The sequence below is a fragment of the Paracoccus sp. AK26 genome (assembly GCF_011801365.1).
Taxonomy (GTDB): domain Bacteria; phylum Pseudomonadota; class Alphaproteobacteria; order Rhodobacterales; family Rhodobacteraceae; genus Paracoccus; species Paracoccus aerius.
Window position 1 is genome coordinate 1254890 of record NZ_CP041041.1, and the last position, 22975, is coordinate 1277864.

Annotated in this window: 23 protein-coding genes; 9 read left to right on the top strand and 14 right to left on the bottom strand. The window is 66.1% G+C overall.

The window, feature by feature from the left end; all coding sequences use genetic code 11:
* Positions 1-68: 68 nt before the first annotated feature.
* Genes clpS through FIU66_RS06190 form a run of 3 tightly spaced genes read left to right on the top strand, consistent with a single transcriptional unit; the run spans position 69 to position 2199 of the window.
* Complete coding sequence (clpS, locus tag FIU66_RS06180; protein WP_167621891.1) at positions 69-386, top strand: ATP-dependent Clp protease adapter ClpS; 318 nt, start codon at positions 69-71, stop codon at positions 384-386.
* Positions 387-388: 2 nt separating this feature from the next.
* On the top strand, positions 389-1393 hold the full coding sequence (locus FIU66_RS06185) for a class I SAM-dependent methyltransferase (protein ID WP_167621892.1): 1005 nt from the start codon (positions 389-391) through the stop codon (positions 1391-1393).
* The gene (locus FIU66_RS06190; RefSeq protein ID WP_167621893.1) at positions 1393-2199 is read left to right on the top strand and encodes an SDR family NAD(P)-dependent oxidoreductase; all 807 of its coding nucleotides are present in this window, start codon (positions 1393-1395) and stop codon (positions 2197-2199) included. Before FIU66_RS06185 ends, FIU66_RS06190 begins: the two co-directional genes overlap by 1 nt.
* Here the strand turns inward: FIU66_RS06190 and FIU66_RS06195 are convergent.
* Positions 2196-2615 carry a hypothetical protein gene (locus FIU66_RS06195; protein WP_167621894.1) on the bottom strand — a complete coding sequence of 140 codons (420 nt, stop codon included), beginning with the start codon at positions 2613-2615 and terminating at the stop codon, positions 2196-2198. The genes FIU66_RS06190 and FIU66_RS06195 overlap by 4 nt on opposite strands.
* Positions 2616-2691: 76 nt before the next feature.
* On the opposite strand from FIU66_RS06195, the gene hemF reads away from it, so the two are divergent.
* Complete coding sequence (gene hemF, locus FIU66_RS06200; RefSeq protein WP_167621895.1) at positions 2692-3546, top strand: oxygen-dependent coproporphyrinogen oxidase; 855 nt, start codon at positions 2692-2694, stop codon at positions 3544-3546.
* 6 nt (positions 3547-3552) lie between these two features.
* On the opposite strand, the gene FIU66_RS06205 is transcribed toward hemF, so the two are convergent.
* Both FIU66_RS06205 and hemE read right to left on the bottom strand, forming a co-directional pair.
* Entirely contained in the window at positions 3553-4431 is an 879-nt protein-coding gene (locus tag FIU66_RS06205) for a DMT family transporter (RefSeq protein ID WP_167621896.1), read from the bottom strand.
* On the bottom strand, positions 4428-5456 hold the full coding sequence (gene hemE, locus FIU66_RS06210) for a uroporphyrinogen decarboxylase (protein ID WP_167621897.1): 1029 nt from the start codon (positions 5454-5456) through the stop codon (positions 4428-4430). Before hemE ends, FIU66_RS06205 begins: the two co-directional genes overlap by 4 nt.
* A 74-nt stretch (positions 5457-5530) precedes the next feature.
* Here hemE and hemC point away from each other — a divergent pair, with 74 nt between their 5' ends.
* Positions 5531-6472, top strand: a complete 942-nt coding sequence (gene hemC / locus FIU66_RS06215; RefSeq protein WP_370528948.1) for a hydroxymethylbilane synthase — start codon at positions 5531-5533, stop codon at positions 6470-6472.
* Between the two features lie 15 nt (positions 6473-6487).
* Here the strand turns inward: hemC and lexA are convergent, their stop codons facing one another.
* The 9 genes from lexA to FIU66_RS06260 form a co-directional block, all read right to left on the bottom strand.
* Entirely contained in the window at positions 6488-7207 is a 720-nt protein-coding gene (gene lexA, locus FIU66_RS06220) for a transcriptional repressor LexA (protein WP_167621899.1), read from the bottom strand.
* Between the two features lie 102 nt (positions 7208-7309).
* Positions 7310-8488: a gephyrin-like molybdotransferase Glp gene (glp, locus tag FIU66_RS06225; protein ID WP_167621900.1), complete on the bottom strand. Its 1179-nt coding sequence runs from the start codon at positions 8486-8488 to the stop codon at positions 7310-7312.
* Positions 8485-8958: a cyclic pyranopterin monophosphate synthase MoaC gene (gene moaC / locus FIU66_RS06230; RefSeq protein ID WP_167621901.1), complete on the bottom strand. Its 474-nt coding sequence runs from the start codon at positions 8956-8958 to the stop codon at positions 8485-8487. The genes glp and moaC overlap by 4 nt, the downstream gene beginning before the upstream one ends.
* Positions 8955-9746 (bottom strand): indole-3-glycerol phosphate synthase TrpC, encoded by a 792-nt coding sequence (gene trpC, locus FIU66_RS06235; protein WP_167621902.1) that lies wholly within the window; start codon positions 9744-9746, stop codon positions 8955-8957. The genes moaC and trpC overlap by 4 nt, the downstream gene beginning before the upstream one ends.
* 41 nt (positions 9747-9787) lie before the next feature.
* Positions 9788-10699 carry a carbohydrate kinase gene (locus tag FIU66_RS06240; RefSeq protein ID WP_167623405.1) on the bottom strand — a complete coding sequence of 304 codons (912 nt, stop codon included), beginning with the start codon at positions 10697-10699 and terminating at the stop codon, positions 9788-9790.
* A gap of 9 nt (positions 10700-10708) precedes the next feature.
* A complete protein-coding gene (locus FIU66_RS06245) occupies positions 10709-11953 on the bottom strand; it encodes a zinc ribbon domain-containing protein (protein WP_167621903.1) in 1245 nt (414 codons plus the stop codon).
* A 3-nt stretch (positions 11954-11956) separates the two neighbouring features.
* On the bottom strand, positions 11957-13066 hold the full coding sequence (locus tag FIU66_RS06250) for an SPFH domain-containing protein (protein WP_167621904.1): 1110 nt from the start codon (positions 13064-13066) through the stop codon (positions 11957-11959).
* Positions 13067-13122: 56 nt separating this feature from the next.
* The gene (locus tag FIU66_RS06255; protein WP_240544751.1) at positions 13123-14157 is read right to left on the bottom strand and encodes a DUF2927 domain-containing protein; all 1035 of its coding nucleotides are present in this window, start codon (positions 14155-14157) and stop codon (positions 13123-13125) included.
* Positions 14154-15326 (bottom strand): toxic anion resistance protein, encoded by a 1173-nt coding sequence (locus tag FIU66_RS06260; RefSeq protein WP_167621905.1) that lies wholly within the window; start codon positions 15324-15326, stop codon positions 14154-14156. Before FIU66_RS06260 ends, FIU66_RS06255 begins: the two co-directional genes overlap by 4 nt.
* A gap of 341 nt (positions 15327-15667) precedes the next feature.
* On the opposite strand from FIU66_RS06260, the gene FIU66_RS06265 reads away from it, so the two are divergent.
* Positions 15668-16345, top strand: coding sequence for a sugar transferase (locus tag FIU66_RS06265; protein WP_167621906.1), 678 nt, complete (start codon positions 15668-15670; stop codon positions 16343-16345).
* Here the strand turns inward: FIU66_RS06265 and FIU66_RS06270 are convergent, their stop codons facing one another.
* Together FIU66_RS06270 and FIU66_RS06275 are read right to left on the bottom strand one after the other, a co-directional pair.
* Positions 16346-17095, bottom strand: coding sequence for a WecB/TagA/CpsF family glycosyltransferase (locus tag FIU66_RS06270; RefSeq protein WP_167621907.1), 750 nt, complete (start codon positions 17093-17095; stop codon positions 16346-16348). It abuts the gene before it with no gap.
* A gap of 81 nt (positions 17096-17176) precedes the next feature.
* Positions 17177-17503, bottom strand: a complete 327-nt coding sequence (locus FIU66_RS06275; RefSeq protein ID WP_167621908.1) for a DUF1330 domain-containing protein — start codon at positions 17501-17503, stop codon at positions 17177-17179.
* A 239-nt stretch (positions 17504-17742) separates the two neighbouring features.
* Between FIU66_RS06275 and FIU66_RS06280 the strand changes: the two genes are divergently transcribed.
* From FIU66_RS06280 to FIU66_RS06290, 3 genes are read left to right on the top strand one after another with little or no spacing between them, the layout of a single operon-like run.
* Positions 17743-18897 carry an efflux RND transporter periplasmic adaptor subunit gene (locus tag FIU66_RS06280; protein ID WP_240544752.1) on the top strand — a complete coding sequence of 385 codons (1155 nt, stop codon included), beginning with the start codon at positions 17743-17745 and terminating at the stop codon, positions 18895-18897.
* A gap of 28 nt (positions 18898-18925) precedes the next feature.
* The gene (locus tag FIU66_RS06285) at positions 18926-22048 is read left to right on the top strand and encodes an efflux RND transporter permease subunit (protein WP_167621910.1); all 3123 of its coding nucleotides are present in this window, start codon (positions 18926-18928) and stop codon (positions 22046-22048) included.
* A gap of 18 nt (positions 22049-22066) precedes the next feature.
* A complete protein-coding gene (locus FIU66_RS06290; protein ID WP_167621911.1) occupies positions 22067-22954 on the top strand; it encodes a LysR family transcriptional regulator in 888 nt (295 codons plus the stop codon).
* Positions 22955-22975: the final 21 nt, after the last annotated feature.

Here is a 22975-nt window from a genome sequence, read left to right on the forward strand (position 1 = left end):
CGGTGAAATGGATTATATTGTGTCCGTAACGTGATCAGCATGACCAGACTGGACCTATGGCGCAGTGGATGACAGACGGCGACGGACCCGATGATCAGATTGAACTGGTTGTCAAACCGCGCACGCGCACGCAGCGCCCCCCGATGTACAAGGTGCTGATGCTGAACGACGACTTCACGCCGATGGAGTTCGTGGTCCATGTCCTTGAACGCCTGTTCAACATGACGCATGCCCAGGCGATCGAGATCATGCTGACCGTCCATCGAAAGGGTGTGGCGGTTGTCGGCGTCTTTTCGCACGAGGTCGCGGAAACCAAGGTCGCGCAGGTGATGGAACTGGCGCGGCGGCAGCAACATCCGCTGCAATGCACCATGGAAAAAGAATAACAGTGACAACGACACGCCTGGACCTTGCCCTTTCGGGGAACGCGCCCGAAGGGGAATTTCTCGTGATCGGCGCCAAGGGGTCCGATGATCTTTCGCCCCTGGATCCTGCGCGAACCCGCGTCCAGCAGGGCCATTTTCCCGATCATCGCGCCTTGGCCGCGCGCGGCTATCAGGTGGCGCCTGTGGTCGAGGGGCGGTTCGACGCGGCCCTTGTGATCCTGCCCCGCGCCAAGGCCGAGGCTCATGCCCGGATCGCCGATGCCGCCGCGCGCCTTTCACCCGATGCGCCCCTGTGGATCGACGGGCAAAAGACGGACGGCGTCGATTCGGTCCTGAAGGAATTGCGCAGGCTCGCCCCCGTGGACGAAGTTTACAGCAAGGCCCACGGCAAGATCTTTCGCGTGACCATTCCGTCGGGCGATTGGCTTCCACCTGGCTGGGCCAGCGCGGCGCATGAGGTGGTGCCGGGCTTCGTCACCCGGCCCGGGGTCTTTTCCGCCGACGGCATCGATCCCGGATCGGCCATGCTTGCGGCCGCGCTGCCCGACCGGCTGCCCACCCGCATCGTCGATCTGGGCGCGGGCTGGGGCTGGTTGTCGGCGCAGGCGCTTGCCCGCCCCGGTATCGAAGTGATCCACCTGGTCGAGGCCGACCATGCCGCCCTCGAATCCGCCAAGGACAACATCACGGATCCGCGTGCGGTCTTCCACTGGGCCGATGCGCGCGACTTCACATTGCCCGATCCCGTGAACGGCGTCATCATGAACCCGCCCTTTCACGACGGCCGCGTGGCGGATCCCCGGATCGGGGGCGACTTCATCGCGGCTGCTGCCCGATTGCTGACGGGTGCGGGGCGGCTGTGGATGGTGGCCAACCGACATCTTCCTTACGAAACCGTCCTGGCCCAGCATTTCTCGCAAGTGACCGAGTTGCGGGGCGACAACCGCTTCAAGGTGATCGAGGCAACGGGCGCGGGCCGGGGCGCCGCGCGCAAGGGCCGCCGCTGATGGGCCTGTCGATCCAGGGCAAGACCGCCATCGTCACCGGGGCCGGGCGCGGCATTGGCCTGGCCGTGGCGCGCTATTTCGTCGAACGCGGCGCCAATGTCATGTTTGCGGACACGGATGAGACCGCCCTGGCCGCCGCTATGTCGGATTATGACGAGCGTGATCCCCATGTCCGCTGCTTCGCGGGACGGATGACGGAAAAGCTGGCCACGGCGAATCTGCTGTCGGCGACGCTGGATGCCTTTGAGCGGGTGGACATCCTGGTGAACGCGCACCGGCTGGTAAAGGCGTCTGACCCCCTTGATACCGACCTCGAGGTGCTGGAGCAGCTTCTTCGCCAGAACATGATGGCCGGCTTGCGGATGACGCAGATCGTGGCCAAGCGAATGATCAAGCAGGCCGAGGCCGAGCCGGATTCGGGCACGGCAGGCGCCATCGTCAACATCTCGACCTTGGCTGCGCTGCATCCGGTGCCGACGATGCTGGGCTATTCCATCGCCTATGCCGCGCAGGAACAGGCGACTCGCGGCATGGCCCTGGCGCTTGCGCCCCATAGGATCCGCGTGAACGGCATCCGCTTCGGCAGCGTCATGTCGCACGAACTGAAGGATTCGCTGCGCGACAAGCCCGAACTGCGCGACCGCATCATCGCGGCCACGCCGATGGGCCGCATCGCCCCTGCGGACGAACTGGTGGATACGGTGCTTTACCTGGTCAGCGATGCCGCGCGCTTCGTCACGGGCCAGATCGTGACCGTCGATGGCGGGCGCAGCCTCGCCGACCGCGTGGCGGTGCAGACGGCCTAACCCTTCTGTTCGGGAAAGGCTGCCTTGCAGGCCTGGACAACCGATGCGGCCCGGTCGGCCAACTGGGCCTGCCGCCCTGCCAGGTTGTCGCGCTTGCGCTGCTCGGAAGCCGGGTCGATCGGCACCCGGTATCGTTCGGTCTCGACATAGTCCTGCCAGCACGGCTCGTATCCCACGACCGCGCGCCCGTCGCGGTCGCGCCAGACGCGCCGGCACTGGGTCAGCCGGTCCCGCACGACCTGCCGCTCCTCCCACGCATAACCCCGCGCCAGGTTCCCCTCGACCTCGGCCAGAAGGCGGCTGACCGTCCGGTATTCGCTGGTATTGTTGCTGATGCAGCGTTCCTGGGGGGTGCCGCAGGCCGCAATCAGAAGCGGCAGGGAAAGGGTCGCGGCAAGGGCGGTGTTGCGGGTCATGGCCTGTCTCATTACAGCGGGTGGTGGATGCTAGCGCCGCGCCCGACGGCTGGCAAATCAAGTTTGGGGAACGTCGATGGAACAGGAACGCAGCACCGCCGCCGCATGGTTCCGCAGCCTGCGCGACCGGATCGTCGCGGCTTTCGAAGAGCTCGAGGACCGGGGGCAGGGCCCTGCATCTGCGGGCCGGTTCGAGGTGACGCCGACCCTGCGCGACCAGGACGGCGGTGGCGGCCTGATGTCGGTGATGCGGGGCGGCCGCGTCTTCGAAAAGGTCGGCGTCAACTGGTCCGAGGTTCATGGCACGCTGGCCCCGCGCGCGCAGGCGGCCATGGCCTCGCGCGGGGTGCCGGGGATCGACGGCGACCCGCGCTTCTGGGCCAGCGGCATCAGCCTGGTCGCGCATATGCAGAATCCCCACGCCCCGGCGGTGCACATGAACACGCGGATGTTTTGGACCCCCGGCGCCTGGTGGTTCGGTGGCGGGGCGGACCTGAACCCCTGCATCGAATATGCCGATGACACGGCGCATTTCCACGCCACCCTGCGCGAGGCCTGCGATGCCCATGACGCGACCTATTACGACCGCTTCAAGGCCTGGGCGGACGAGTATTTCTTCATCCCTCACCGCGGCCGTGCCCGGGGCGTGGGCGGCATTTTCTTCGACGACCTGAACACCGGCGCTTGGCAAGACGATTTCGCCTTTACCCGCGCCGTGGGCGAGGCTTTCATGCCCGCTTTCCTGCCCTTGGCAGAGGCGCGGATGACGACGCCCTTCACAGACGCCGACCGCGACACGCAGCTGATCCATCGCGGGCTTTATGCCGAATACAACCTGGTCTATGACCGCGGCACCAAGTTCGGCCTTGAGACAGGCCACAACGCCGATGCCGTGCTGATGAGCCTGCCGCCGCTGGCGAAATGGGTTTGACGGCCCTTAGGCGGCGGCCACCGCCAGCAGCCAGCCTACTCCGGCCAGGATCAGGCCCATTCCCAGCAGTTGCAGGGGTGCGGCCCTTTGGCGGAACAGCCTGCCTGACAGAACTTGCGCCATCACCACCTCGACCAGGGCCAGGGTCCGGACATTGGCGGCGGGCGTCAGCGCAAAGCCGATGAACCAGAACAGCGAGGCAAAGGCCCCCAGGAAGCCTGCCCCCAGCGAGACCCGCCATTCCCGCATGATCCCCGACAGGCCGCGGCGGTCGCGAAGGGCCAGCCAGGCCATCATCACGGCCGACTGGATCCCCAGCGTGATCGCAAGGATCGTCACGGCGCGCAGGACATAGCCCCCATCCGGCAGCGCCAGAAGCGCGCCGCGAAAGCCGATAGCCGACAGTCCGAACAGCGCCCCGGCAAGAACCCCCGTCGCCACCGATCCCCAGCCCGCGCGGCCCCAGCTTACGCCGGATGCCAGGACGACGCCCAGCGTCGCCAGGCCGATCGCGCCCATCCGGGCGGCGCCCAGCGGCTCGGCCAGCACAACGGCGCCGATGACCGCCAGCGTCACCGGCTCGGTTTTCATCAAGGCCGTCGCGACGCCGAAGCCCTGCCCGCGCATGGTGACCAGCATGAAGACTGTCGCCGCGATCTGGGCCAGGGCGCCAAGGGTGGCCCAGCCCAGCACGGAAAGGTCGGGGCGAGGAATCGGCAGCCAGATCGCAGCAAGGCCAAGCGCGGCGGCCGCGAAAGGAAAGCCGAAGACAAAACGCACGGCCGTCGCGCCCATCGTGCCGACCTGCCGCGTCAGACCCGCCTGTGCGGCATTGCGCGCGGTCTGCGCGGTGGCCGCGATCAGCGTTGCCGCGACCCAGATCATGCGGTGCGAACAGCCTCGATCATGGCGGCGACATTGGCAGGATCGGCGTCCGGGGTGATGCCGTGGCCCAGGTTGAAGATATGCGGGCCGCCGCGCAGCGCGCGGGTGATCCGCTGCGCCTCGGCCACAAGGGCGGGGCCACCCGTGACCATGTGACGCGGGTCCATGTTGCCCTGCACGCATCCGTCAGGTTGGACATGCTGCGCCGCCCATTCCGCGCTGACCGAATTGTCGATCGCGACGCAATCCGCCCCCGTGGCGCGGGCGAAGCCGATATAGCGTTCGCCAGCCTCTCGCGGGAAGGCGATGATCGGGATGGTAGGATGGCGTTCCTTCAGGGCTGCGATGATGCGCCGGGTGGGGGTCACCGCGAAATCGTCGAAATCCGCGCCTTTCAGGCTGCCAGCCCAGCTGTCGAACAGCTTGACGGCCTCGGCCCCCGCCTCGATCTGCGCGGAAAGATAAAGGATCGTGGCCTCGGTGATGCGGTCGATCAGCGCGGTGAACGTCGCCCGGTCCTGGTCCTTCAGCTTGTGCGCGGGGCCTTGGTCGGGCGTCCCGCGCCCTGCAATCATGTAGGTCGCAACCGTCCAGGGCGCACCCGCGAACCCGATCAGGGTCGTCTCGCCCGGCAGCTCTCGCGCCAGGATCCGAACGGTCTCGTAGACCGGTGCAAGGCGTTCGTGGATCTGATCGGCGGGTTTCAGGCGTGCCATGCCCTCGGGGCCCGTCACAGTCGACAGCCGTGGACCCTCACCCGTCACGAACCAAAGGTCCGCGCCTAGCGCCTGCGGGACCAGCAGGATATCTGCAAACAGGATCGCCGCATCGAAGCCAAAGCGCCGGATCGGCTGCAGCGTGACCTCGGCCGCAAGATCGGGATTGTAGCAGAGCGACAGGAAATCCCCCGCCTGCGCCCGCGTCGCCCGGTATTCGGGAAGATAGCGGCCGGCCTGGCGCATCATCCAGATCGGTGGGGTGGGCAGGCTTTCACCCGCCAGGGCGCGCAATAGAAGTTTGGTCATGGGGCCTCCTGCGGCCCGTTCAAGGCGAGGCGGGGGGCGTTGTCAAGCTGCCTGCCTGTCGCTATGCCGGAGCCATGATACGGATGCCCGACCCCACTCGCCCCCTCAAGATCGGAACGCGCGGCTCGATGCTTGCGCTTGCCCAGGCGCACGAGACCCGCGACCGCCTGGCCGCAGCCCACGGCCTGCCACCCGGGGCTTTCGAGATCGTGGTCATCAAGACGACCGGCGACCGGATCACCGACCGCCCCCTTAAGGAGATCGGGGGGAAGGGCCTGTTCACCCGCGAGATCGAGGATGCGCTTGTGTCGGGCGATATCGACATCGCTGTCCATTCGATGAAGGACATGCCGACCCTTCAGCCCACCGGATTGTTGATCGACTGCCTGCTGCCGCGAGAGGACGTGCGCGACGCCTTTGTCAGCCCGATCCATGCGTCGATTGCAGAGCTTCCGGCAGGCGCGGTCGTGGGCAGTTCCAGCCTGCGCCGCAGGGCACAGCTTGCGCATCGGAGACCCGACCTGCAGTTGGTCGAATTTCGCGGCAATGTGCAGACCCGTCTGAGAAAGCTGGAGGAAGGCGTGGCCACGGCCAGCTTCCTTGCGATGGCAGGCCTATCCCGGCTGGACATGCTGCACGTTGCCCGCAGTCCCATCGATCCCGCCGAGATGCTGCCTGCTGTCGCCCAAGGCGCCATCGGGATCGAGCGTCGGGCGCATGACGACTCGGCGGCTGCCCTTCTGGCCCCCATTCATCACCAACCAACCGGGGATCGCATTGCTGCAGAGCGCGCTTTCCTGACCCGCCTGGACGGATCCTGCCAGACGCCGATTGCTGGGCTTGCCGAAATCAGGGATGGCACGCTGCTGCTGCGGGGCGAGATCCTTCGTCCGGATGGATCGGCCGCGATCAGTGGACATCGCGAAGGCACGTTGCAGGACGGCCCGCAGATGGGTGCCGATCTGGCCGAAGAACTTCTGGGAAGGGCAGGCGCGGGGTTCTTCGATCACCTTTGATCCCCGCCCCGATCCTCAATAGCTGCGGATCAGCCCCACCAGACGGCCCTGGATGCGCACCCGATCCTCGGGCAGGATGCGCGGTTCATAGGCGGGATTGGCAGCTTCAAGCGCGATCATCCCGCCCCGGCGGCGATAGCGTTTCAGCGTCGCCTCCGACCCGTCCACAAGGGCCACGATGATGTCGCCATTATCGGCGGTGTCCTGTTCCCGGATCACGACGACGTCGCCGTCGTTGATCCCGGCTTCGATCATCGAATCCCCCTGCACCTCGAGCGCATAGTGGTGTTCGCGCCCCGAAAGCATCGTGCCGGGAACGGCGACATGGTGGGACACTTCCGAAATCGCCTCGATGGGCACACCCGCCGCGATCCGCCCCATCAGCGGCAACTCGACGGCAGGGCTGTCGACAATCGAGATCGCACCGCGTGGACGAGCGGGCTTGGGGTTGGCAATGACACGCGGGGTGAAGCCGCCCTGCGCCGCCGATGTGCCTTCGGTCTTCGTTTCGGCAAGCAAGGCATCAGGCAGCCGCACGATCTCCAGCGCGCGGGCACGGTGCGGCAGGCGGCGGATGAAGCCCCGCTCCTCAAGCGCAGTCACAAGGCGATGGATGCCGGACTTCGACCGCAGGTCCAGTGCTTCCTTCATTTCATCGAAGGAGGGCGGCACCCCGTCGCGTGCCAGACGCTTCTGGATGAAATCCAGCAACTGGATTTGCTTCTTGGTCAGCATCTGGTTCATCCCCGACATCGTATTGTTCCGTGTATGTTCTATCGCACAAGCAGAATCGCGTCAATGAACAGACCATGGGGAACTGAAAATTTCGTTAATCCCTCAACCGCGCAGCGGCAGGAACTCGACGATGTCTCCGGCCTTTCGCGCCGCCTCGCCTGGCTTGCGGACAAGCAAGGCGTCGGCATCGGCCATAAGGGACAGGCGCGCCGAATCCTGACTGGAAAACGGCCGGATCAGGGGAAGCCCATCACCATCTTCAATCGTGGCGCGAAGGTAGTGCTGGCGCGGCCCTTCGGCAGGCAGGTCGGTGGCGAGGCGGGCGTGGAATAAGCCAGGCCTGTGGCGCAAGCCCTGCATTCGCATGATGAGAGGCTGCATGAAGATGATGCCGCAAACCATTGCCGAAACGGGGTTTCCCGGCAATCCGATCATTGGCGTTTGGGCCAGCATTCCGGCCATCAACGGCTTGCCCGGACGCATTGCGACCTTGTAGAAGGCCTGCTGCATGCCCAAACCGTCCGCCACCTTTCCGATCAGATCGTGATCTCCGACCGATGCTCCGCCGATGGTCACCAGAAGATCAGCGTCCTGCGCGCCTTGAAGCGCCTGCCGGATGCTCTCCTCGGTGTCGCGGGCAATGGGCAGAATCACTGGATCACCGCCAACCTGCCGGACCAGACCTGCGATTGCCAGGTCGTTCGAGCTGATGATCTGGCCCGGACCGGGCATCGCGCCGGGCGGGACCAATTCATCGCCCCCCGCCAGGATCGCGACGCGCGGACGCTTGGCCAAGGTAACCTTTGGCACGTTCATCGCGGCCAGAAGGCCGATGTCGGCCGCGCGCAGACGACGGCCGGGCGCAAGGGTCGTGCCATCGCGGAAGTCGTCGCCCGCGGGCCGGATATTGTTGCCGCCCGACGGATCGGCAATGGTGATGCCGTCATTGTTCCGGACGACGTTTTCCTGCATGATAACGCGGTCGAAACCCGGGGGAACGGGGGCGCCGGTGAAGATGCGAACCGCCGTGCCGGGTGAGGCGGTTCCGGAATAGGGATGGCCTGCCGCAGCCTCGCCGACGACCGTCAAGGTCCGGCCAATGTCCTCGTTCCGGATCGCGTAGCCGTCCATGGCCGAGGCGTCGAAGGGCGGTTGCGTCATGCGCGACACCGCGGGCTTGAGCAGCACGCGGTCCCAGGCTTCTGCCAGAGGCACCTCCTCGGGCTGCGGGTCGGGGGCCAGCGCCAGGACCTTGGCAAGCGCCTCCTCGACCGAGATCACTCGCCTGCCTCGTAGTCGCCCGACTTTCCGCCGCTCTTGCTGCGGAGGCGGATATTGGTGATGACCATCGATTTCTCGACCGCCTTCAGCATGTCATAGATGGTAAGGCAGGCGACCGAGACTGCCGTCAGTGCCTCCATCTCGACGCCGGTCTGGCCGGTTGTTCGAACGGTTGCGCTGACCCGCAGGCCGGGCAGGGCCGGGTCGGGCACAAGGTCCAGCGATACCTTGCTGATCGGCAGGGGGTGGCAAAGCGGGATAAGGTCGGATGTTCGCTTGGCCGCCATGATCCCGGCCAGTCGAGCGACGCCCGTCACGTCGCCCTTGGCGGCGCCACCTTGGGCAAGGTTTAAGGCTTCGTTCGACATCATCACGCAGCCTTCGGCCACCGCCTCGCGCGCCGTGACGTCCTTGCCCGAGACATCGACCATATGCGCCTGTCCGCTGGCGTCGAAATGCGTCAGGCTCATGCTGCCAACTCCAGGATCTGGCGCGTCGCCGCCGTCACGTCGGCTTGGCGCATCAGGCTTTCGCCGATCAGGAACCGGCGCGCGCCGACCGCCATCATCGACGCCACGTCCCGGCTGGTGAACAGGCCGCTTTCGCAGACAATGTCACGGCCCGCAGGAATGCGAGGCGCAAGTTCACGCGTCACATCAAGACTAAGGTCGAAGGTCTTGAGATTACGATTGTTTATTCCAATAAGAGGCGATTTCAGAAGCAGCGCCCGGTCAAGTTCATGCGCGTCATGGACCTCTAGCAAGGCGTCCATGCCCCAGTGAAACGCAGCGTCTTCAAGCTCGGCGGCAAGGCCATCCTCGACCGAAGCCATGATGATCAGGATGCAGTCCGCGCCCAAGCCTCGCGCCTCGGCGACCTGGTAGGTGTCGTAAAGGAAATCCTTGCGCAGGACAGGCAGATCGCAAGCTTCGCGCGCCGCAGTCAGGAAATCGGGCGAGCCTTGGAAACTGGGACCGTCCGTCAGGACCGACAGGCAAGCGGCGCCGCCCGCCTGATAGGCCCGCGCCAAGGCAGGCGGGTCGAAGTCCGGACGGATCAGGCCCTTGGAGGGACTGGCCTTCTTGATCTCGGCAATCAATGCGGGACCGGTCTCGGCCTTTGCCGTCAGGGCGCGTGCAAAGCCGCGGGGGGCGGAGGCAGCGCGTGCCGCAGCCTCGACATCGGCCAGTGGACGGGCAGCCTTGGCGGCGGCGACTTCGTCCAGCTTGTAGGCCTTGATCTTGTCCAGAATATCCATGCGAGGGTTCTAGCGCCGTGGGAACGGTTGGGGAAGTGCGTTCAACCCGGCATTTCGTGTGACCAGGGCGGATTGGCACCGGGCCGTGACACGGTGATCGCGGCAGCCTGGGCGCCCAGCGTCAGGGCAGCGACGATTTGAGCGCCGTTAATCGAGGCAAGTCCGGCCTTGGACAACACGCCCTGGCGGCGCAGGCTGGCAAGGACGCCGGCGTTGAACGTGTCGCCCGCCCCGATCGTGTCGGCCACCGTGGTGCGGATCGCGGGCACCTGGATCATTTCGCCTGCCCAGTGCGCACGCGCGCCTTCTGCCCCGCCCGTTTGCAGGACCAGGCGCGGCCCTTCGGCCAGCACCTGCCGCGCCGCGTCCGCAGGGGCCATGTCCGGATACATCCATTCCAGGTCGTCGCCCGACAACTTGACGATATCGGCCCTTGCGATCAGCCGGGACAGGCGCGCCCGGTACGAGGCCGGATCGGCTATGAAGAACGGGCGGATGTTCGGGTCCAGCATCACCGGCAGGCGGTCGCCGTCACGCGCGATCAGCGACTCGATCGCGGCGCCGCAGGGATCGGGGACAAGGCTGATGCCGCCTGCGAACAAGGCCTCGATGCTGGACGGCAGGGCAGGAATGTCCTGGGGCGTCAGCATCCGCCCGGCCGAGCCTTCGTCATAGAACGAATACCGCGCCTCGCCACCGATCAGCGTCACAAGGGCCAGCGTGGTCAGACGGTCGGTTCGCGGGCAAAGGTCGGTGTTAACGCCTGCTTCCGACAAGGGGCGCAGCAGGACGTCGCCGAAGGGGTCGCGGCTGATCGGCCAGAGATAGGCGACATCCTCGCCCAACCGGCCAAGGGCGATGGCGGTGTTATAGACCGATCCGCCGGCCAGCGGGCGGAACGCGCCGTCTTCCGGCACCATGTCGATCAGCGATTCGCCCGCGCACAGGATCATCATTCCCTCCTAGTAACCTTGGACCACATCCCCCAATTGCAGGTCGACATAGCCGCCTGCCTCGGCCAAATACATGAAAGCCGTTATCGCTACCAGAGCGGCAATGACGGCCACGGCGATCTTCCAGGCGGACCAAGGCCGTTCGCCCATGACCCGGCCGGACTGGCCATTCACGACAAAGCGGTAGCCCTTGCCGTTGTAACGATAGGCGGCGGTCCAGATCGGCAGCAGGATGTGCTTGAACGTCTCGTCGCTGTGTTGCGTCTGGAGATGGTCGACGCGCTGTTCATCGCCGCCGATGTCGCGGCGCGCATCGTTCAGGATTACCCCGGCCATCTGTTCCCGGGCTGTTTGGTGGCCCTGCGCCAGGGGAATCGTATAGGCCTCGGACTCCAGGCCCGCCAGGTAATCGGGGCGATAGGGACGCAGGTGCGACAGGTCCCAGGGGGTCAGCGCGTCCACGAACCTTCGCGGCAGCGAGGCTGAGGCCAGCACCAGCACATCGTTGAAATCCCGTGCGACCTGTCCCGAGGCGGCTCGCCAGCGGGTGCGGCGGACCTGCTGGGCCACCCTCTGGCTGCGGCCGTTGATCTGCTGCGTGACCCAGACCGTTTCATAGTAGTGATCGCCGCGCTGCCCGACATAGCTGGACCGCGTGCGGGCATCGAAGGTCCAGTATGGCGAATAGACGCCGCGCATCTTGCGCCCGCGCCTGGCATAGGCCGTTAGGCCGGACGGCGCGAACCACAGGCTTCCCAGCCAGTCCTGCATGGCGCGGTGGGCCTGATCCTCGGTCAGGAGGAAGGGAAGGACGCCCTGCGGCTTGATCTTGCGGCTTGTGCCGGTGTCGGTGACGACGGGCGTTGCGCAGAAGGGGCAGGCGCTTGAATGGGTTGCGCCGTCACGTTCGATCTGCGCGCCGCAGTTCGGACAGGACAGCAGACGGACCGTCTGCGCCAGGTCGGACCCCGCGTCCAGCCGCAGGCCATGTTCCAAAGGGATCTCGGCCAGGTCGGGCGACTTGTGCCCCGCATCCCATTGCAGCGCCCGGCCCGTCTCGGGATCGGCCAGGATCGCATCCGCCGCCTCGGCCCCGCCATGAGGCTGACGCGCAGGGGCGCGGGTTGGGCCGTCGCCGATGGCTTGACGGTGCCCGCACCAGTCGCAGACCAGCACCTGCTGGCCCGGCTGGAAGCGCAGGCTGGCCCCGCATTGTTCGCAGGGATAGCGGTGTTCGGCCTGGGGCGTGGGCATCGCCTATCCGGGCAGGGGCGGCGGCATCGGGGGAAACAGGCGCGCAAGATCCGGAATGTCGCCAGCCTTGCGCCAGCCATCCTGGCCTGCCGTCCAGACCAAGGTCTCGGCGCCGAACCGTCCCTCGGACGCCAGCCGTTCTAGGCCCGCGCGGTCGAACGGTCCCTCGGCCTTGCCGTTCAGCGCCACGTGCCAGGCAGCATCGGCCTGCGTCAAGGGGGGCGGCGTTGCGCCAGCTTGCGGAATGCTGCCCCAAGGCCCGGATACGGGACGGCTTGCCATCCCCGCGCCAAGCGCCGCGCCCATTGCGGCCCCCATGCCGGCACCCGCGCCGCCGGGGTTCTGGCTTGCGTTCACCATCGCCTCGCTTGCCGCATATTTGCCGAAGCGGTCGAGATCGCCCAGGATTCCCATCGAGGTCCGCTTGTCCAGCATCTTCTCGACCTCCTGGGGCAGGCTGATATTCTCGATGTAGAACTCGGGGATCGAGATGCCATAGGCGGCGATGGTGGGTTCGATGGCCTGGGAAACCAGCTTCCCCAGGTCGCCGGTATTGGCCGCCATGTCGAGGACGGGGATCCCCGAGCCGGCGATCACGCGGGAAAACTCCTGCACGATCACGTTGCGGATCTGGAAGGCGATCTCGTCGCGGGTGAACTCGCCGTCGGTGCCCACGATCTCGGTCATGAAGCGGGCGGGGTCGCTCACACGCATAGAATAGGTGCCGAAGGCCCGCAGGCGGACCGGCCCGAACTCGGGGTCGCGGGCCATGATCGGATTGCGGGTGCCCCATTTCAGGTCGTTGAAACGCGTCGTGCTGACGAAATAGACCTCGGACTTGAAGGGGCTGCGGAAGCCGTGGTCCCAGTGCTGAAGCCGCGTCAGGATCGGCAGGTTGTTCGTTTCCAGCATGTACAGGCCAGGGCCGAAGGTGTCCGCAAGCTGGCCTTCATGGACGAAGACGGCCGACTGGCCTTCGCGGACGGTCAGTTTGGCGCCGTATTTGATCGCGTTGCCGACGGTGGGATAGCGCCAGACCATCGTGTCGCGCGTGTCATCGGTCCATTCGATGACTTCGATGAATTCGCCGCCGAGAATGTCGAAGATCGCCATGATCGCCTCCGCAGGATGTCAGTCATGTATGCGGCCAAGGCCGGGCGGGGCGCAAGTCAGATGCTTTGCGCCAGAAGCTCTCCGGCGATCTGGCGCACGATCGGCTCGGCCTCGGCCTGCGTCATGCCGGGGCGCAGGCGCGGGTCGTAAAGGATCTGCAGCAGCAGTTCGTCATGCCGCGTCAGCAGGGCAAATTCCTCGTCGTCATTGAAGACCGAGGGGCGCGCGGCCGGGCTGTCATTGGCCAGTCCCATGCCCTGGGCCAGTTCCTCGTGGATGCAAGAGGTCTGAAGCAGGGGCGGAAGTTCCGCCCGGATCAGGGCGACGGCGTTGGAATAGACCGGCTCGGCCCCCCGCGAATAGGCGAAAACCGTGCAGAAATTGTCGGGATCCAGCCCCTGCATCACCGCGATGTCCTGCGGGGGAATGCCCGGCACCAACTGCGCCAGCCTGGGCCCGATGGCGCGGCGTTCGTCATCGGACAGGACCATCACCACGAAGTTGCCGTTGCCTTCCGCCAGCGAGACGGGATGGCCGGTGGCCCCGGCAAGGCGGGCTGCGAACTGGCTGACCTCGACCCGATAGGCGCGGCGCGCGGCCACATCGACGACCGTGCCGAACTCCATCTGCAGGCGCACGGGTTCGCCCCAACGCCGCAAGGGCGCGGGACCGCCGCCGCCTGTCGCGCGCATCCCGCCCGATCCGTATTCGTCGCGCAGCGCGATGGCCACGAAGTTGCGGGTCAGGGTTTCCACGTCGATCGGCGCGTCCTGGGGCACGCGGTCGCGGCGAAGGCGGCCCCGGTCGCGCAAGGCAAGCTCGGCCCGGGCATAGAAGTCGCGTTGGGCATTGCTGGCAAGACTGGCCTTTGTCAGCGCCTCGGCCGCGGCGGCATTGGCGGCGCGATTGCGTTCCGCGCGGGCCTTGCGCAGTTCGGCCTGGCTGGCGCCCGCCTCCTCGGGGCGGGGCTGCGGCCGGGGCGAGGGCGTTGCCTGCGGAGCGGGCGCGGGCGCCTGGCAGGCGGCCAGGGTCAAGAGGCCCAGCAGCGGCAAGCTGCGCCAGAAGCCGGTCATCGTCGGTGCAGCCATCATCGCCGGGCGGGTCCTTCCTGCCGCTGCGCAGTCGCGCGGGCCAGGGTGTCGCGCAGGTCGGCCTCCATCTTCGTCAACTCGCTTTCGGCGGCGGCGCGGCGGGCGCGGCCTTCGTCGGCGATGCGCAGGCTGTCCTCGATCGTGGCGATCAACTGGGCGTTGGCCGCCTTGACCGAGTTGATGTCGAAGACGCCGCGTTCCGTCTGGGTGCGGATCTGCACGTTGGCCTGCCGCAGGTTGTCGGCATTGCGCGTCAGCAGATCATTGGTCAGGTCGCTGGCTTCCTTGACGGCGCGGGCAGCCTCGGCGCTGCGCTGGATGGTGACCGCCTGGGCAAGCTGGGTTTCCCAAAGCGGCACGGTGTTCACCAGGGTCGAGTTGATCTTGGTGACCAGCGACTTGTCGTTTTCCTGCACCAGCCGGATCGAGGGCAGGGACTGCATCGTCACCTGCCGCGTCAGTTTCAGGTCATGGACCCGGCGTTCCAGGTCGTCGCGAACGGCCCGCAGGTCGCGCAGGGCCTGGGCCTTCATCACCTGGTCGTCCTCCGGCGCGGCGCCGACGGTCGCCTCCAGTTCGGGAATGGCCTTGCTGTCCAGTTCCTGCAGCTTTTCCTCGCCCGCGGCGATGTAGAGGGCAAGTTCGTCATAGAAGTTCAGCGTGTGGTCATAAAGCTGGTCCAACGCCTTGATGTCCTTCAGCAGCGTCTGTTCGTGCCGCTCAAGCTCGACGGTGATGCGGTCGATCTGGGTCTGGACCTGTTCGTAGTTTGCCACGAACTTCGCGAAGGGGGCGGACCGGCCCAGCAGCTTTTCCCACCAGCTTCGGGTGCGCCGCATGTCCAGTTCGGAAGTCGAGAAGCCGCGGATCGTCGTGACGATGCCGCGCAGGCTTTCGCCCGCCGGTCCCACGTCCTTGCTTTTGACATCCGCCAGCATCTTCTGGCTGATTTCCTGCAATCCGGCCTGGGCGCGGGTGCCGAAACGGACGATCGAGCCGGAATCGCCCAGGTCGATCTCGTCCATGCGGCGCCTGATCTCGGCCTGAAGCTGGGGATCGGCGGCGCGGGCCAATACGGGTTCGGGCTGGGGTTGTGGCAGGACCGCAGAAGTCACCTTCTCGATTTCGCTGCGGATGTCTTCGGCACGGCGGCGTGTTTCATCGGTCATGGCGTTTCCTTCCTTGTCCCGGCTTGGGCAGGCATGTTGCAGCGCAGCATAGGCTGAACGCGGCGCAGTTCAACCAAACAGCAGGAGAAATAGCAAAGCGCCGTGCAGCCAGCCCGCATGGCCGGTTCCTGGCCCGAATCTTCCCCTGCATCTGGTCGCCGAAGCCGGGCGAAATTGGCCTTGTCATGTCCATCCTATCTAAAATGTCAGGTCATTAACCCAGTTAAATCAAACTTTATGCATGTCCATCCGGTTGCAGGGATGCTAGTGTCGATCTCGTTATCAGTGGCCGCCCTTGGTGTTTTCGGGGGCATTTTTAAAAAGTGTTAGTGCAGGTAGTGATGCAGGTTAAGACTCAGTCTGTTGCCCTGGCCCATGTTGCGGCTGCCCCCTCCATTGAAAATTCGCGTCCCTGGCTGTATCGCAGCCTGGTCAAGCGCCCGCTGGACGTGATTGTCGTCCTGCTTAGTTCGCCGGTGGTTCTTCCGCTGGTGCTGCTTTTGGCATTGATCGTCATGATGGACGGGAAGAATCCCTTCTATTCGCAACAGCGGATCGGCAGGAACGGCCGGGTTTTCCGGATGTGGAAGCTGCGCAGCATGGTCCAGGGCGCAGATCAGCGCCTGGAAGCCTATCTGTCCGAGAACCCCCAGGCCCGCAAGGAATGGGACGAAACCCAGAAACTGCGCGACGATCCCCGCGTCACGGCCTTTGGCAAGATGCTGCGCGCCAGTTCCCTGGACGAACTGCCGCAACTGTGGAACGTCGTTTCCGGCGACATGAGCCTGGTCGGCCCGCGTCCCATGATGCCGGACCAGGAAGTCCTGTATTCGGGCGAGGGATATTACCGCCTCCGTCCCGGCATCACCGGCTTCTGGCAGACGGCGGGTCGCAACAAGACCACCTTCGCCGCCCGCGCCTGGTATGACGACCGCTACGAACGCGGCCTGTCCTTCGCAAGCGACCTGTCGATCCTGGTCCGCACAGTGTCGGTTGTCCTGGGGCGGACGGGCTGCTGATCAGCGACGCTGCCTGAACGCCGCCATCGCCTCGGACGGGAGGATGGCGGCGCATTTCGCATAGCGGGGGACAAGGCGCTTGGGTGCCGACCCCATCCTCCATGCCCATTCCATCGCGATCCGCCGGACCCATCGCGGCGCACGGGTCTGATTGCCAGCCAGGAAATCCAGGCCCGCGCCGATCGAGGCGAAGCCCACTTCGGGCGCCACGGACCGGCCGCGTGCTGCCAGCCGTTCCTGCTTGGGCGCGCCAAGCGCCAGAAGGCACAGCCGCGCCCCGCTGTCGCGGACTTGCAGCAGTAGATCTCGGGCAGCCTCGCTGTCGGGATCAAAACCCATGGGCGGGGCGATGCGGGCCACGATCCGGCATCCGGGGGCGCGGCGGGCGATTTCGTCGGCTGCGGCGGTCAGCGCCGCCTCCGTCGTGCCGACAAGGGCCACGCCGACATCCTCGGCCGCGGCAAGCTGGGTCAGGGGAATGACCAGATCCGATCCCGCGACCAGTTGAACCGAATGCCCGGCCAGCCGGGAAAGCCAGACGATCGGATTGCCGTCGGCCACGATCAGGTCATGCTGGGCATAGGCGGCGCGAAACCCGGGATCCTGCCGCAGCTTGACCAGGTGGTCCAGGTTGATCGTCGCCAGGGCGAAGCCTTCGCCCGCGCGAAAGCGGCGGGTCAGTTCGGCCCGAAGACTGGGGTGATCGGGCATGTTGATCCTGACCACCGAGGATCCATAGGTAAATTGCATCGCGACCTGTCCTGCCAAGGGCCTGGTCCGGCCCAATGCCGTTTCCTTGCCGCTTTTGCGCAGGCCATGCAATCGGACAGTTCACCCCTTCGGCAGATAGGGGATGCCTCCGGCCAAGTCGGTGTCGTCGATCAGGTGGAAGTTGCTGATGCTGCCGGCCTTGCGTGCCTGCCCGAGGGGGACATATTCAGGATCGCTGGCAAAGGCGCGGGCCGCGTCCTTGGATGGGAACTCGATCAGCGCGACAAGGGTGCTGCCCAGCGGCTTGCCCTCCAGCGTGTCGATGTTGCCCGACCGCGAGAGGTATCGCCCGCCATGGCGTGCCGCGATTTCGTGCACGCGGGCCGCATATTCGGGCACCCAGGAATCGTCGGTCACCGTCACGTCAGCAATCAGATAGGCAGTCATCGGATCCTCCACCGTTCATCTGCGCGAATGAGACTGCCTGCGGGCTGTGCATGAGGCAAGTGCGCCGCCGCAACAGCGCCGCGAAATCGCATCAGACCCGTTGTCCTTTGCACCGCTTGACGATAGCGTGAGCGGCGGCGACGAACTGCCCTTCGCGAAGGGGCAGGCGCCGGCATCGGAAAACCTTCAGACGGACGGACAGCATGGCCAGGCTGACACGATTCTTTGTTCTTGCCGGCATGGTTGCGGCAACGGGTCCGGCTGCTGTTCTGGCGCAGGCGCCAGGCGGCGACATGCCGCCCCCTGCGGTTACGGTGGTGACGGTCCAGGCCCAGGACGTGACGCTGACGGCGACCTTGCCGGGCCGCGTCGTCGCCTCGGCCGAGGCCGAGCTGCGCCCCCAGGTCGGCGGCCTGATCGTCGAGCGCCTGTTCGAGGAAGGCAGCGTGGTGGCCGAGGGCGATCCCCTGTATCGGATCGACCCCCGCACCTATGAGGCCGCGCAAGCCCAGGCTGTGGCGTCCCTGGCGCAGGCCCAGGCCCAGGCCGACGCGGCCCGGCGCGATGCGGAACGCGTGGTTGCCCTGCGCGACCGTCGCGTTGCCAGCGAACAGAACCAGGACAGCGCCATCGCCGCCCGCGACGCCGCCGAAGCGGCCGTCAAGGCGGCCGAGGCTCAGTTGCTGGCCACCCAGATCGACCTGGACCGCACCACCATCACCGCCCCCATCGACGGGGTGATCGGCCTGGCGCAGGCCAGCCCCGGCGCCCTTGTGACGGCGGGGCAGGCCAATCCCCTTGCCGTCATCCGCCGCATCGACCCGGTGCGCGTGGACGTGACCCAATCCGCGGCCGAGATCGTCCGCTGGCAGCGGATGGGCCCCGAAGCCGCGCTGCCCACGGGGGCCGACCGCACCGTTTCGCTGCGCCTGGCCGATGGCAGCACCTATGAACATACCGGATCGATGACCGCCGCCGAACCCTACGTCGATGAGATGACCGGCGTGATCACCCTGCGGATGGAGTTCGCGAACCCCGACAACCTGCTGCTGCCCGGCATGTTCGTGCAGGCCGACATCCCGCAAGCCAAATTGAAGAACGCAATCCTTGCCCCGCAGGAAGGCGTAAGCCGCGACCGCCGCGGCCGTCCCATCGCGATGATCGTCAACAGCGACAACATCGTCGAGGAACGCGCTCTTGAAATCGCCCAGGACCAGGGCAACCAGTGGGTCGTGACAAAGGGTCTTGCCAGCGGCGACCGGCTGATCGTGTCCGGCCTGCAGCGCGTGGCGCCCGGTGCGCCCGTGACGCCGCAGGAACGAGGCAGCGAACCGGCCGCGACCGCCTCGGCCGATCAGGCCGCTCCGCCGGCCGACGCCGCGTCCACCAACTGACGCCCCCAGCACAAAGGCGCGACAGATCATGGCCCGTTTCTTCATCGACCGTCCGGTATTCGCCTGGGTGATCTCGATCATCATCATGGGCATCGGCATCCTGTCGATCCTGACCCTGCCGGTGGCGCAATATCCGCAGATCGCGCCGCCCTCGGTGACGATCCGGGCGACCTATCCCGGCGCCTCGGCCGAAACCATCTCGAATACCGTGACGCAGGTGATCGAGCAGCAGATGACCGGCCTTGACGGTTTGCGCTATATCTCGTCCGGCTCGACCTCGGCGGGATCGTCCTCGACCACGCTGACATTCGAGACGGGGACCGACGTCGATATCGCCCAGGTCCAGGTTCAGAACAAGCTGTCCCAGGCCACGCCGCTGCTGCCCGAACCCGTGCAGCGGCAGGGCGTGGTGGTCGAGAAATCGACCGCCGGCTTCCTGATGGTGATCGGCCTGATCGGCGACGACAACTACGACCAGACCGACCTGTCGGACTACATGTTCTCGAACCTGGTGGACGACCTGTCGCGGGTTGAGGGCGTAGGCAGCGTGCAGGTCTTCGGCGCGCCCTATGCCATGCGCATCTGGCTGGATCCCGACAAGCTGGCCGCCTATGAAATCGCGCCCTCGGACGTGGTGGCGGCGGTGTCGGCGCAGAACACGCAAATCTCGGCCGGGGCCTTCGGCGACCTGCCCACCGTCGAGGGGCAGCAACTGAACGCCACGGTGACCGCGCAGTCGCTGCTGTCCACGCCCGAGGATTTCCGCCAGATCGTCCTGCGGGCCGAGGAGAATGGCGGCCTGGTGCTGCTGCGCGACGTTGCCCGGGTCGAGATCGGCGCTGAAAGCTATGCGACCGAGGCGACCTTCAACGGCCGCCCCGCGGCGGGCATGGCACTGTCCCTGGCGCCGGGCGCCAATGCCCTCGATACGGCCGAACGTGTCAAGGAACGCATGGAGGAATTCGCCGAGTTCTTCCCCGAAGGCGTGGACTACGTGATCCCCTTCGACACCTCGCCCTTTGTCGAGATCTCGATCGAGGAAGTGGTGAAGACCCTGATCGAAGCGATCGTGCTGGTCTTCGTCGTCATGTATGTCTTCCTGCAGAACTGGCGGGCGACGCTGATCCCGACGCTGGCCGTGCCCATCGTGCTGCTGGGCACCTTCGGCATCATGGCGGCCTTCGGCTTCACCATCAACACGCTGACCATGCTTGCCATGGTGCTGGCGATCGGCCTGCTGGTGGACGACGCCATCGTTGTGGTGGAAAACGTCGAGCGGATCATGGAGGAGGAAGGCCTTCCCCCGCGAGAGGCCACCCGCAAGTCGATGGGCCAGATCACCGGCGCACTGGTCGGCATCGCCCTGGTGCTGTCGGCGGTCTTTGTTCCGATGGCCTTCTTCCCCGGCTCGACCGGGGTGATCTATCAGCAATTCGCGATCACCATCGTCTCGGCCATGGCGCTGTCGGTGCTGGTGGCGCTGACGCTGACGCCCGCCCTTTGCGCAACGCTGCTGCGGTCCAAGGACCATCACACCAAGCGCGGCCTGTTTGGCTGGTTCAACCGCAACTTCGACCGCACCACCAACGGCTATACCGGCGCGGTGGGCTGGATCGTGCGCCGCCCGCTGCGGGTGCTGCTGGTCTATTCGGCCATTGGCGCGGCGATGGTGCTGCTGTTCCTGCGCACGCCCGAAGGCTTCCTGCCCGACGAGGACCAGGGGATCATGTTCGTCCTGATCCAGGGTCCGACCGGTGCCACGGCGGAACGGACGGCTGCAGTCATCGATCAGGTGCAGGACTACTTCCTGAACCAGGAAAAGGACTCGGTCGATTCGATGTTCGGCGTGGTGGGCTTCAGCTTCGCGGGGCAGGGCCAGAACGTCGGCATCGCCTTCGTGCGGATGAAGGACTGGAAGGACCGGCCCGATCCCGCGCAATCGGTGCAGGCCGTGGCAGGCCGGGCCTTCGGCGCGCTAAGCCAGATCCAGGACGCGATGGTCTTTCCGATCGTGCCGCCTTCGGTGATCGAACTCGGCAACGTCTCGGGCTTCGACTTCTATCTGCAGGCGCGGGGCGGGCAGTCGAACGAGCAGCTGCTCGAGGCCCGGAACCAGTTCCTGGGGATGGCGGCGCAAAGCCCCCTGATCGCCCAGGCCCGTCCTTCGGGGCTGGAGGATGCTGCGCAGTTCCGGCTGGACATCGACTGGCGCAAGGCGGGCGCGATGGGCGTGACGGCGACCGATGTGGCGAACCTGCTGCAGATCGCCTGGACGGGCCGCTATGTAAACGACTTCGTGGATCGCGGCCGCATCAAGCGCGTCTATGTGCAGGGCGAGGCGACATCGCGGTCGACCCCGGCCGATTTCGACAAGTGGCGGGTCAGGAACGCGATGGGCGGGCTTGTGCCTTTCTCGAACTTCTCGACCGGGGACTGGACCTTCGGGCCGCAGGGCCTGAACCGGTATAACGGCATCCCCTCGATGCAGATCCAAGGCAGCCCGGCCCCTGGCGTCAGTTCAGGCGACGCCATGGCCGAGGTCGAGCGGCTTGTGGCCCAGATGCCCGGATTTGCCGTGGCCTGGACCGGCCTGTCGCTGGAGGAACGGGAATCCGGCGACCAGACGACGCTGCTTTACGCGCTGTCGCTGGCCGCGGTCTTCCTGTGCCTGGCCGCGCTTTACGAAAGCTGGTCGATCCCGCTGGCGGTGATCCTGGTCATGCCGATCGGCGTGCTGGGCGCCCTTGTCGGCGCCTACCTTGGCGGCTTCGACAACGGCGTCTTCTTCCAGGTGGGCCTGCTGACCGTGATCGGCCTGACCGGCAAGAACGCGATCCTGATCGTCGAGTTCGCCCGCGAGCAGTCCGAAGCCGGCGTGCCCTTGTTCAAGGCCGTGGTCGAGGCCGCGCGTCAGCGGTTCCGCCCGATCATCATGACCTCGATCGCCTTCACGCTGGGCGTGCTGCCCTTGCTTTTGTCGACGGGCGCAGGGGCCAATGGCCGCAACGCCATCGGGGCCACGGTGATCGGCGGGACCATTGCCTCGACCATTATGGGCATCCTGTTCGCGCCGCTGTTCTATGTGCTGATGCGTCGTCTGCTGGGCCGCAAGGACAAGTTTGACGAAGCGCAGGCCGCGCCTGCACAGTGATCCCGCAAGGGGGGCGGCATGATCGACAAGCTGGAGATGTTCCTGGCCGTCGCCAAGGAACGCCATTTCGGCCGCGCCGCCGAAAGCCTGGGGATCACTCAGCCCACCCTGTCGGCGGGCATCAAGCAGCTTGAGGAACAGCTTGGCGTCCTGCTGATCTTTCGCGGCTCGCGCTATGGCGGCCTGACGCCCGAGGGGCAGTCGGCGCTTGTATGGGCCCGCCGCATCGTGGGCGACACCCGCCAGTTGCGAGAGGAGATGCGGGCCACCCGCCATGGCCTGTCGGGCCAGTTGCGCATCGCCGTCATTCCCACTGCGCTGACCTGGGCCGCGCGGATCAGCGCGCGTTTCGGCGCGGCCCATCCGAATGTGGGCATGACCATCCTGTCGCGCACCTCGGTCGAGATCTTGCAGATGATCGACGATCTGCAAGTCGATGCAGGGATCTCGTATCTGGACAACGAGCCGCTGGGCCGGGTCAGCACGGTCCGCCTTTATGACGAACGCTATATGCTGGTCTGTGGGATGGACTCGCCCTTGGCGCGGCGCGACCGGGTGACTTGGGGCGATCTGGCGGGGCACCGGATGTGCCTGCTGACCAGCGACATGCAGAACCGCCGCATCATCAACCGCAACCTGATCGAGGCAGGCGTCGTCCCGCAGGCGCCCGTCGAATCCAGTTCCACCGTGGTGCTGGTCGCGCATGTGCTGGAAGGCGGCTGGATCACCATCCTGCCCGAGGACATCGCCGGCTTCCTCACCGAAGGCAAGCCGCTGCGGATGATCCCGCTGGACGGGGACGGGGCCAGCCATGCCGTGGGCCTTGTCGCCCCGTGGCGCGAGCCGCATACCCCCGTGCTCGAGGCGCTGCTGTCCGAGGCGCGTCGCATGGCCAACGATAGATGAACTCTATCGCCTGACGGAAGA

Excerpts from the sequence above, each read along its gene's own strand:
- FIU66_RS06260 (WP_167621905.1), bottom strand. The coding sequence starts at position 15,326 with ATGACCGATGAAACACGCCGCCGTGCCGAAGACATCCGCAGCGAAATC.
- FIU66_RS06240 (WP_167623405.1), bottom strand. The coding sequence starts at position 10,699 with ATGATCCTGTGCGCGGGCGAATCGCTGATCGACATGGTGCCGGAAGAC.
- FIU66_RS06245 (WP_167621903.1), bottom strand. The coding sequence starts at position 11,953 with ATGCCCACGCCCCAGGCCGAACACCGCTATCCCTGCGAACAATGCGGG.
- lexA (WP_167621899.1), bottom strand. The coding sequence starts at position 7,207 with ATGCTGACCAAGAAGCAAATCCAGTTGCTGGATTTCATCCAGAAGCGT.
- FIU66_RS06250 (WP_167621904.1), bottom strand. The coding sequence starts at position 13,066 with ATGGCGATCTTCGACATTCTCGGCGGCGAATTCATCGAAGTCATCGAA.
- hemC (WP_370528948.1), top strand. The coding sequence starts at position 5,531 with ATGATACGGATGCCCGACCCCACTCGCCCCCTCAAGATCGGAACGCGC.
- FIU66_RS06275 (WP_167621908.1), bottom strand. The coding sequence starts at position 17,503 with ATGACTGCCTATCTGATTGCTGACGTGACGGTGACCGACGATTCCTGG.
- hemF (WP_167621895.1), top strand. The coding sequence starts at position 2,692 with ATGGAACAGGAACGCAGCACCGCCGCCGCATGGTTCCGCAGCCTGCGC.
- FIU66_RS06205 (WP_167621896.1), bottom strand. The coding sequence starts at position 4,431 with ATGATCTGGGTCGCGGCAACGCTGATCGCGGCCACCGCGCAGACCGCG.
- FIU66_RS06290 (WP_167621911.1), top strand. The coding sequence starts at position 22,067 with ATGATCGACAAGCTGGAGATGTTCCTGGCCGTCGCCAAGGAACGCCAT.
- moaC (WP_167621901.1), bottom strand. The coding sequence starts at position 8,958 with ATGAGCCTGACGCATTTCGACGCCAGCGGACAGGCGCATATGGTCGAT.
- FIU66_RS06285 (WP_167621910.1), top strand. The coding sequence starts at position 18,926 with ATGGCCCGTTTCTTCATCGACCGTCCGGTATTCGCCTGGGTGATCTCG.
- FIU66_RS06265 (WP_167621906.1), top strand. The coding sequence starts at position 15,668 with ATGCAGGTTAAGACTCAGTCTGTTGCCCTGGCCCATGTTGCGGCTGCC.
- clpS (WP_167621891.1), top strand. The coding sequence starts at position 69 with ATGACAGACGGCGACGGACCCGATGATCAGATTGAACTGGTTGTCAAA.
- FIU66_RS06190 (WP_167621893.1), top strand. The coding sequence starts at position 1,393 with ATGGGCCTGTCGATCCAGGGCAAGACCGCCATCGTCACCGGGGCCGGG.
- hemE (WP_167621897.1), bottom strand. The coding sequence starts at position 5,456 with ATGACCAAACTTCTATTGCGCGCCCTGGCGGGTGAAAGCCTGCCCACC.
- FIU66_RS06195 (WP_167621894.1), bottom strand. The coding sequence starts at position 2,615 with ATGACCCGCAACACCGCCCTTGCCGCGACCCTTTCCCTGCCGCTTCTG.
- FIU66_RS06280 (WP_240544752.1), top strand. The coding sequence starts at position 17,743 with ATGGTTGCGGCAACGGGTCCGGCTGCTGTTCTGGCGCAGGCGCCAGGC.
- trpC (WP_167621902.1), bottom strand. The coding sequence starts at position 9,746 with ATGGATATTCTGGACAAGATCAAGGCCTACAAGCTGGACGAAGTCGCC.
- FIU66_RS06255 (WP_240544751.1), bottom strand. The coding sequence starts at position 14,157 with ATGATGGCTGCACCGACGATGACCGGCTTCTGGCGCAGCTTGCCGCTG.
- FIU66_RS06270 (WP_167621907.1), bottom strand. The coding sequence starts at position 17,095 with ATGCAATTTACCTATGGATCCTCGGTGGTCAGGATCAACATGCCCGAT.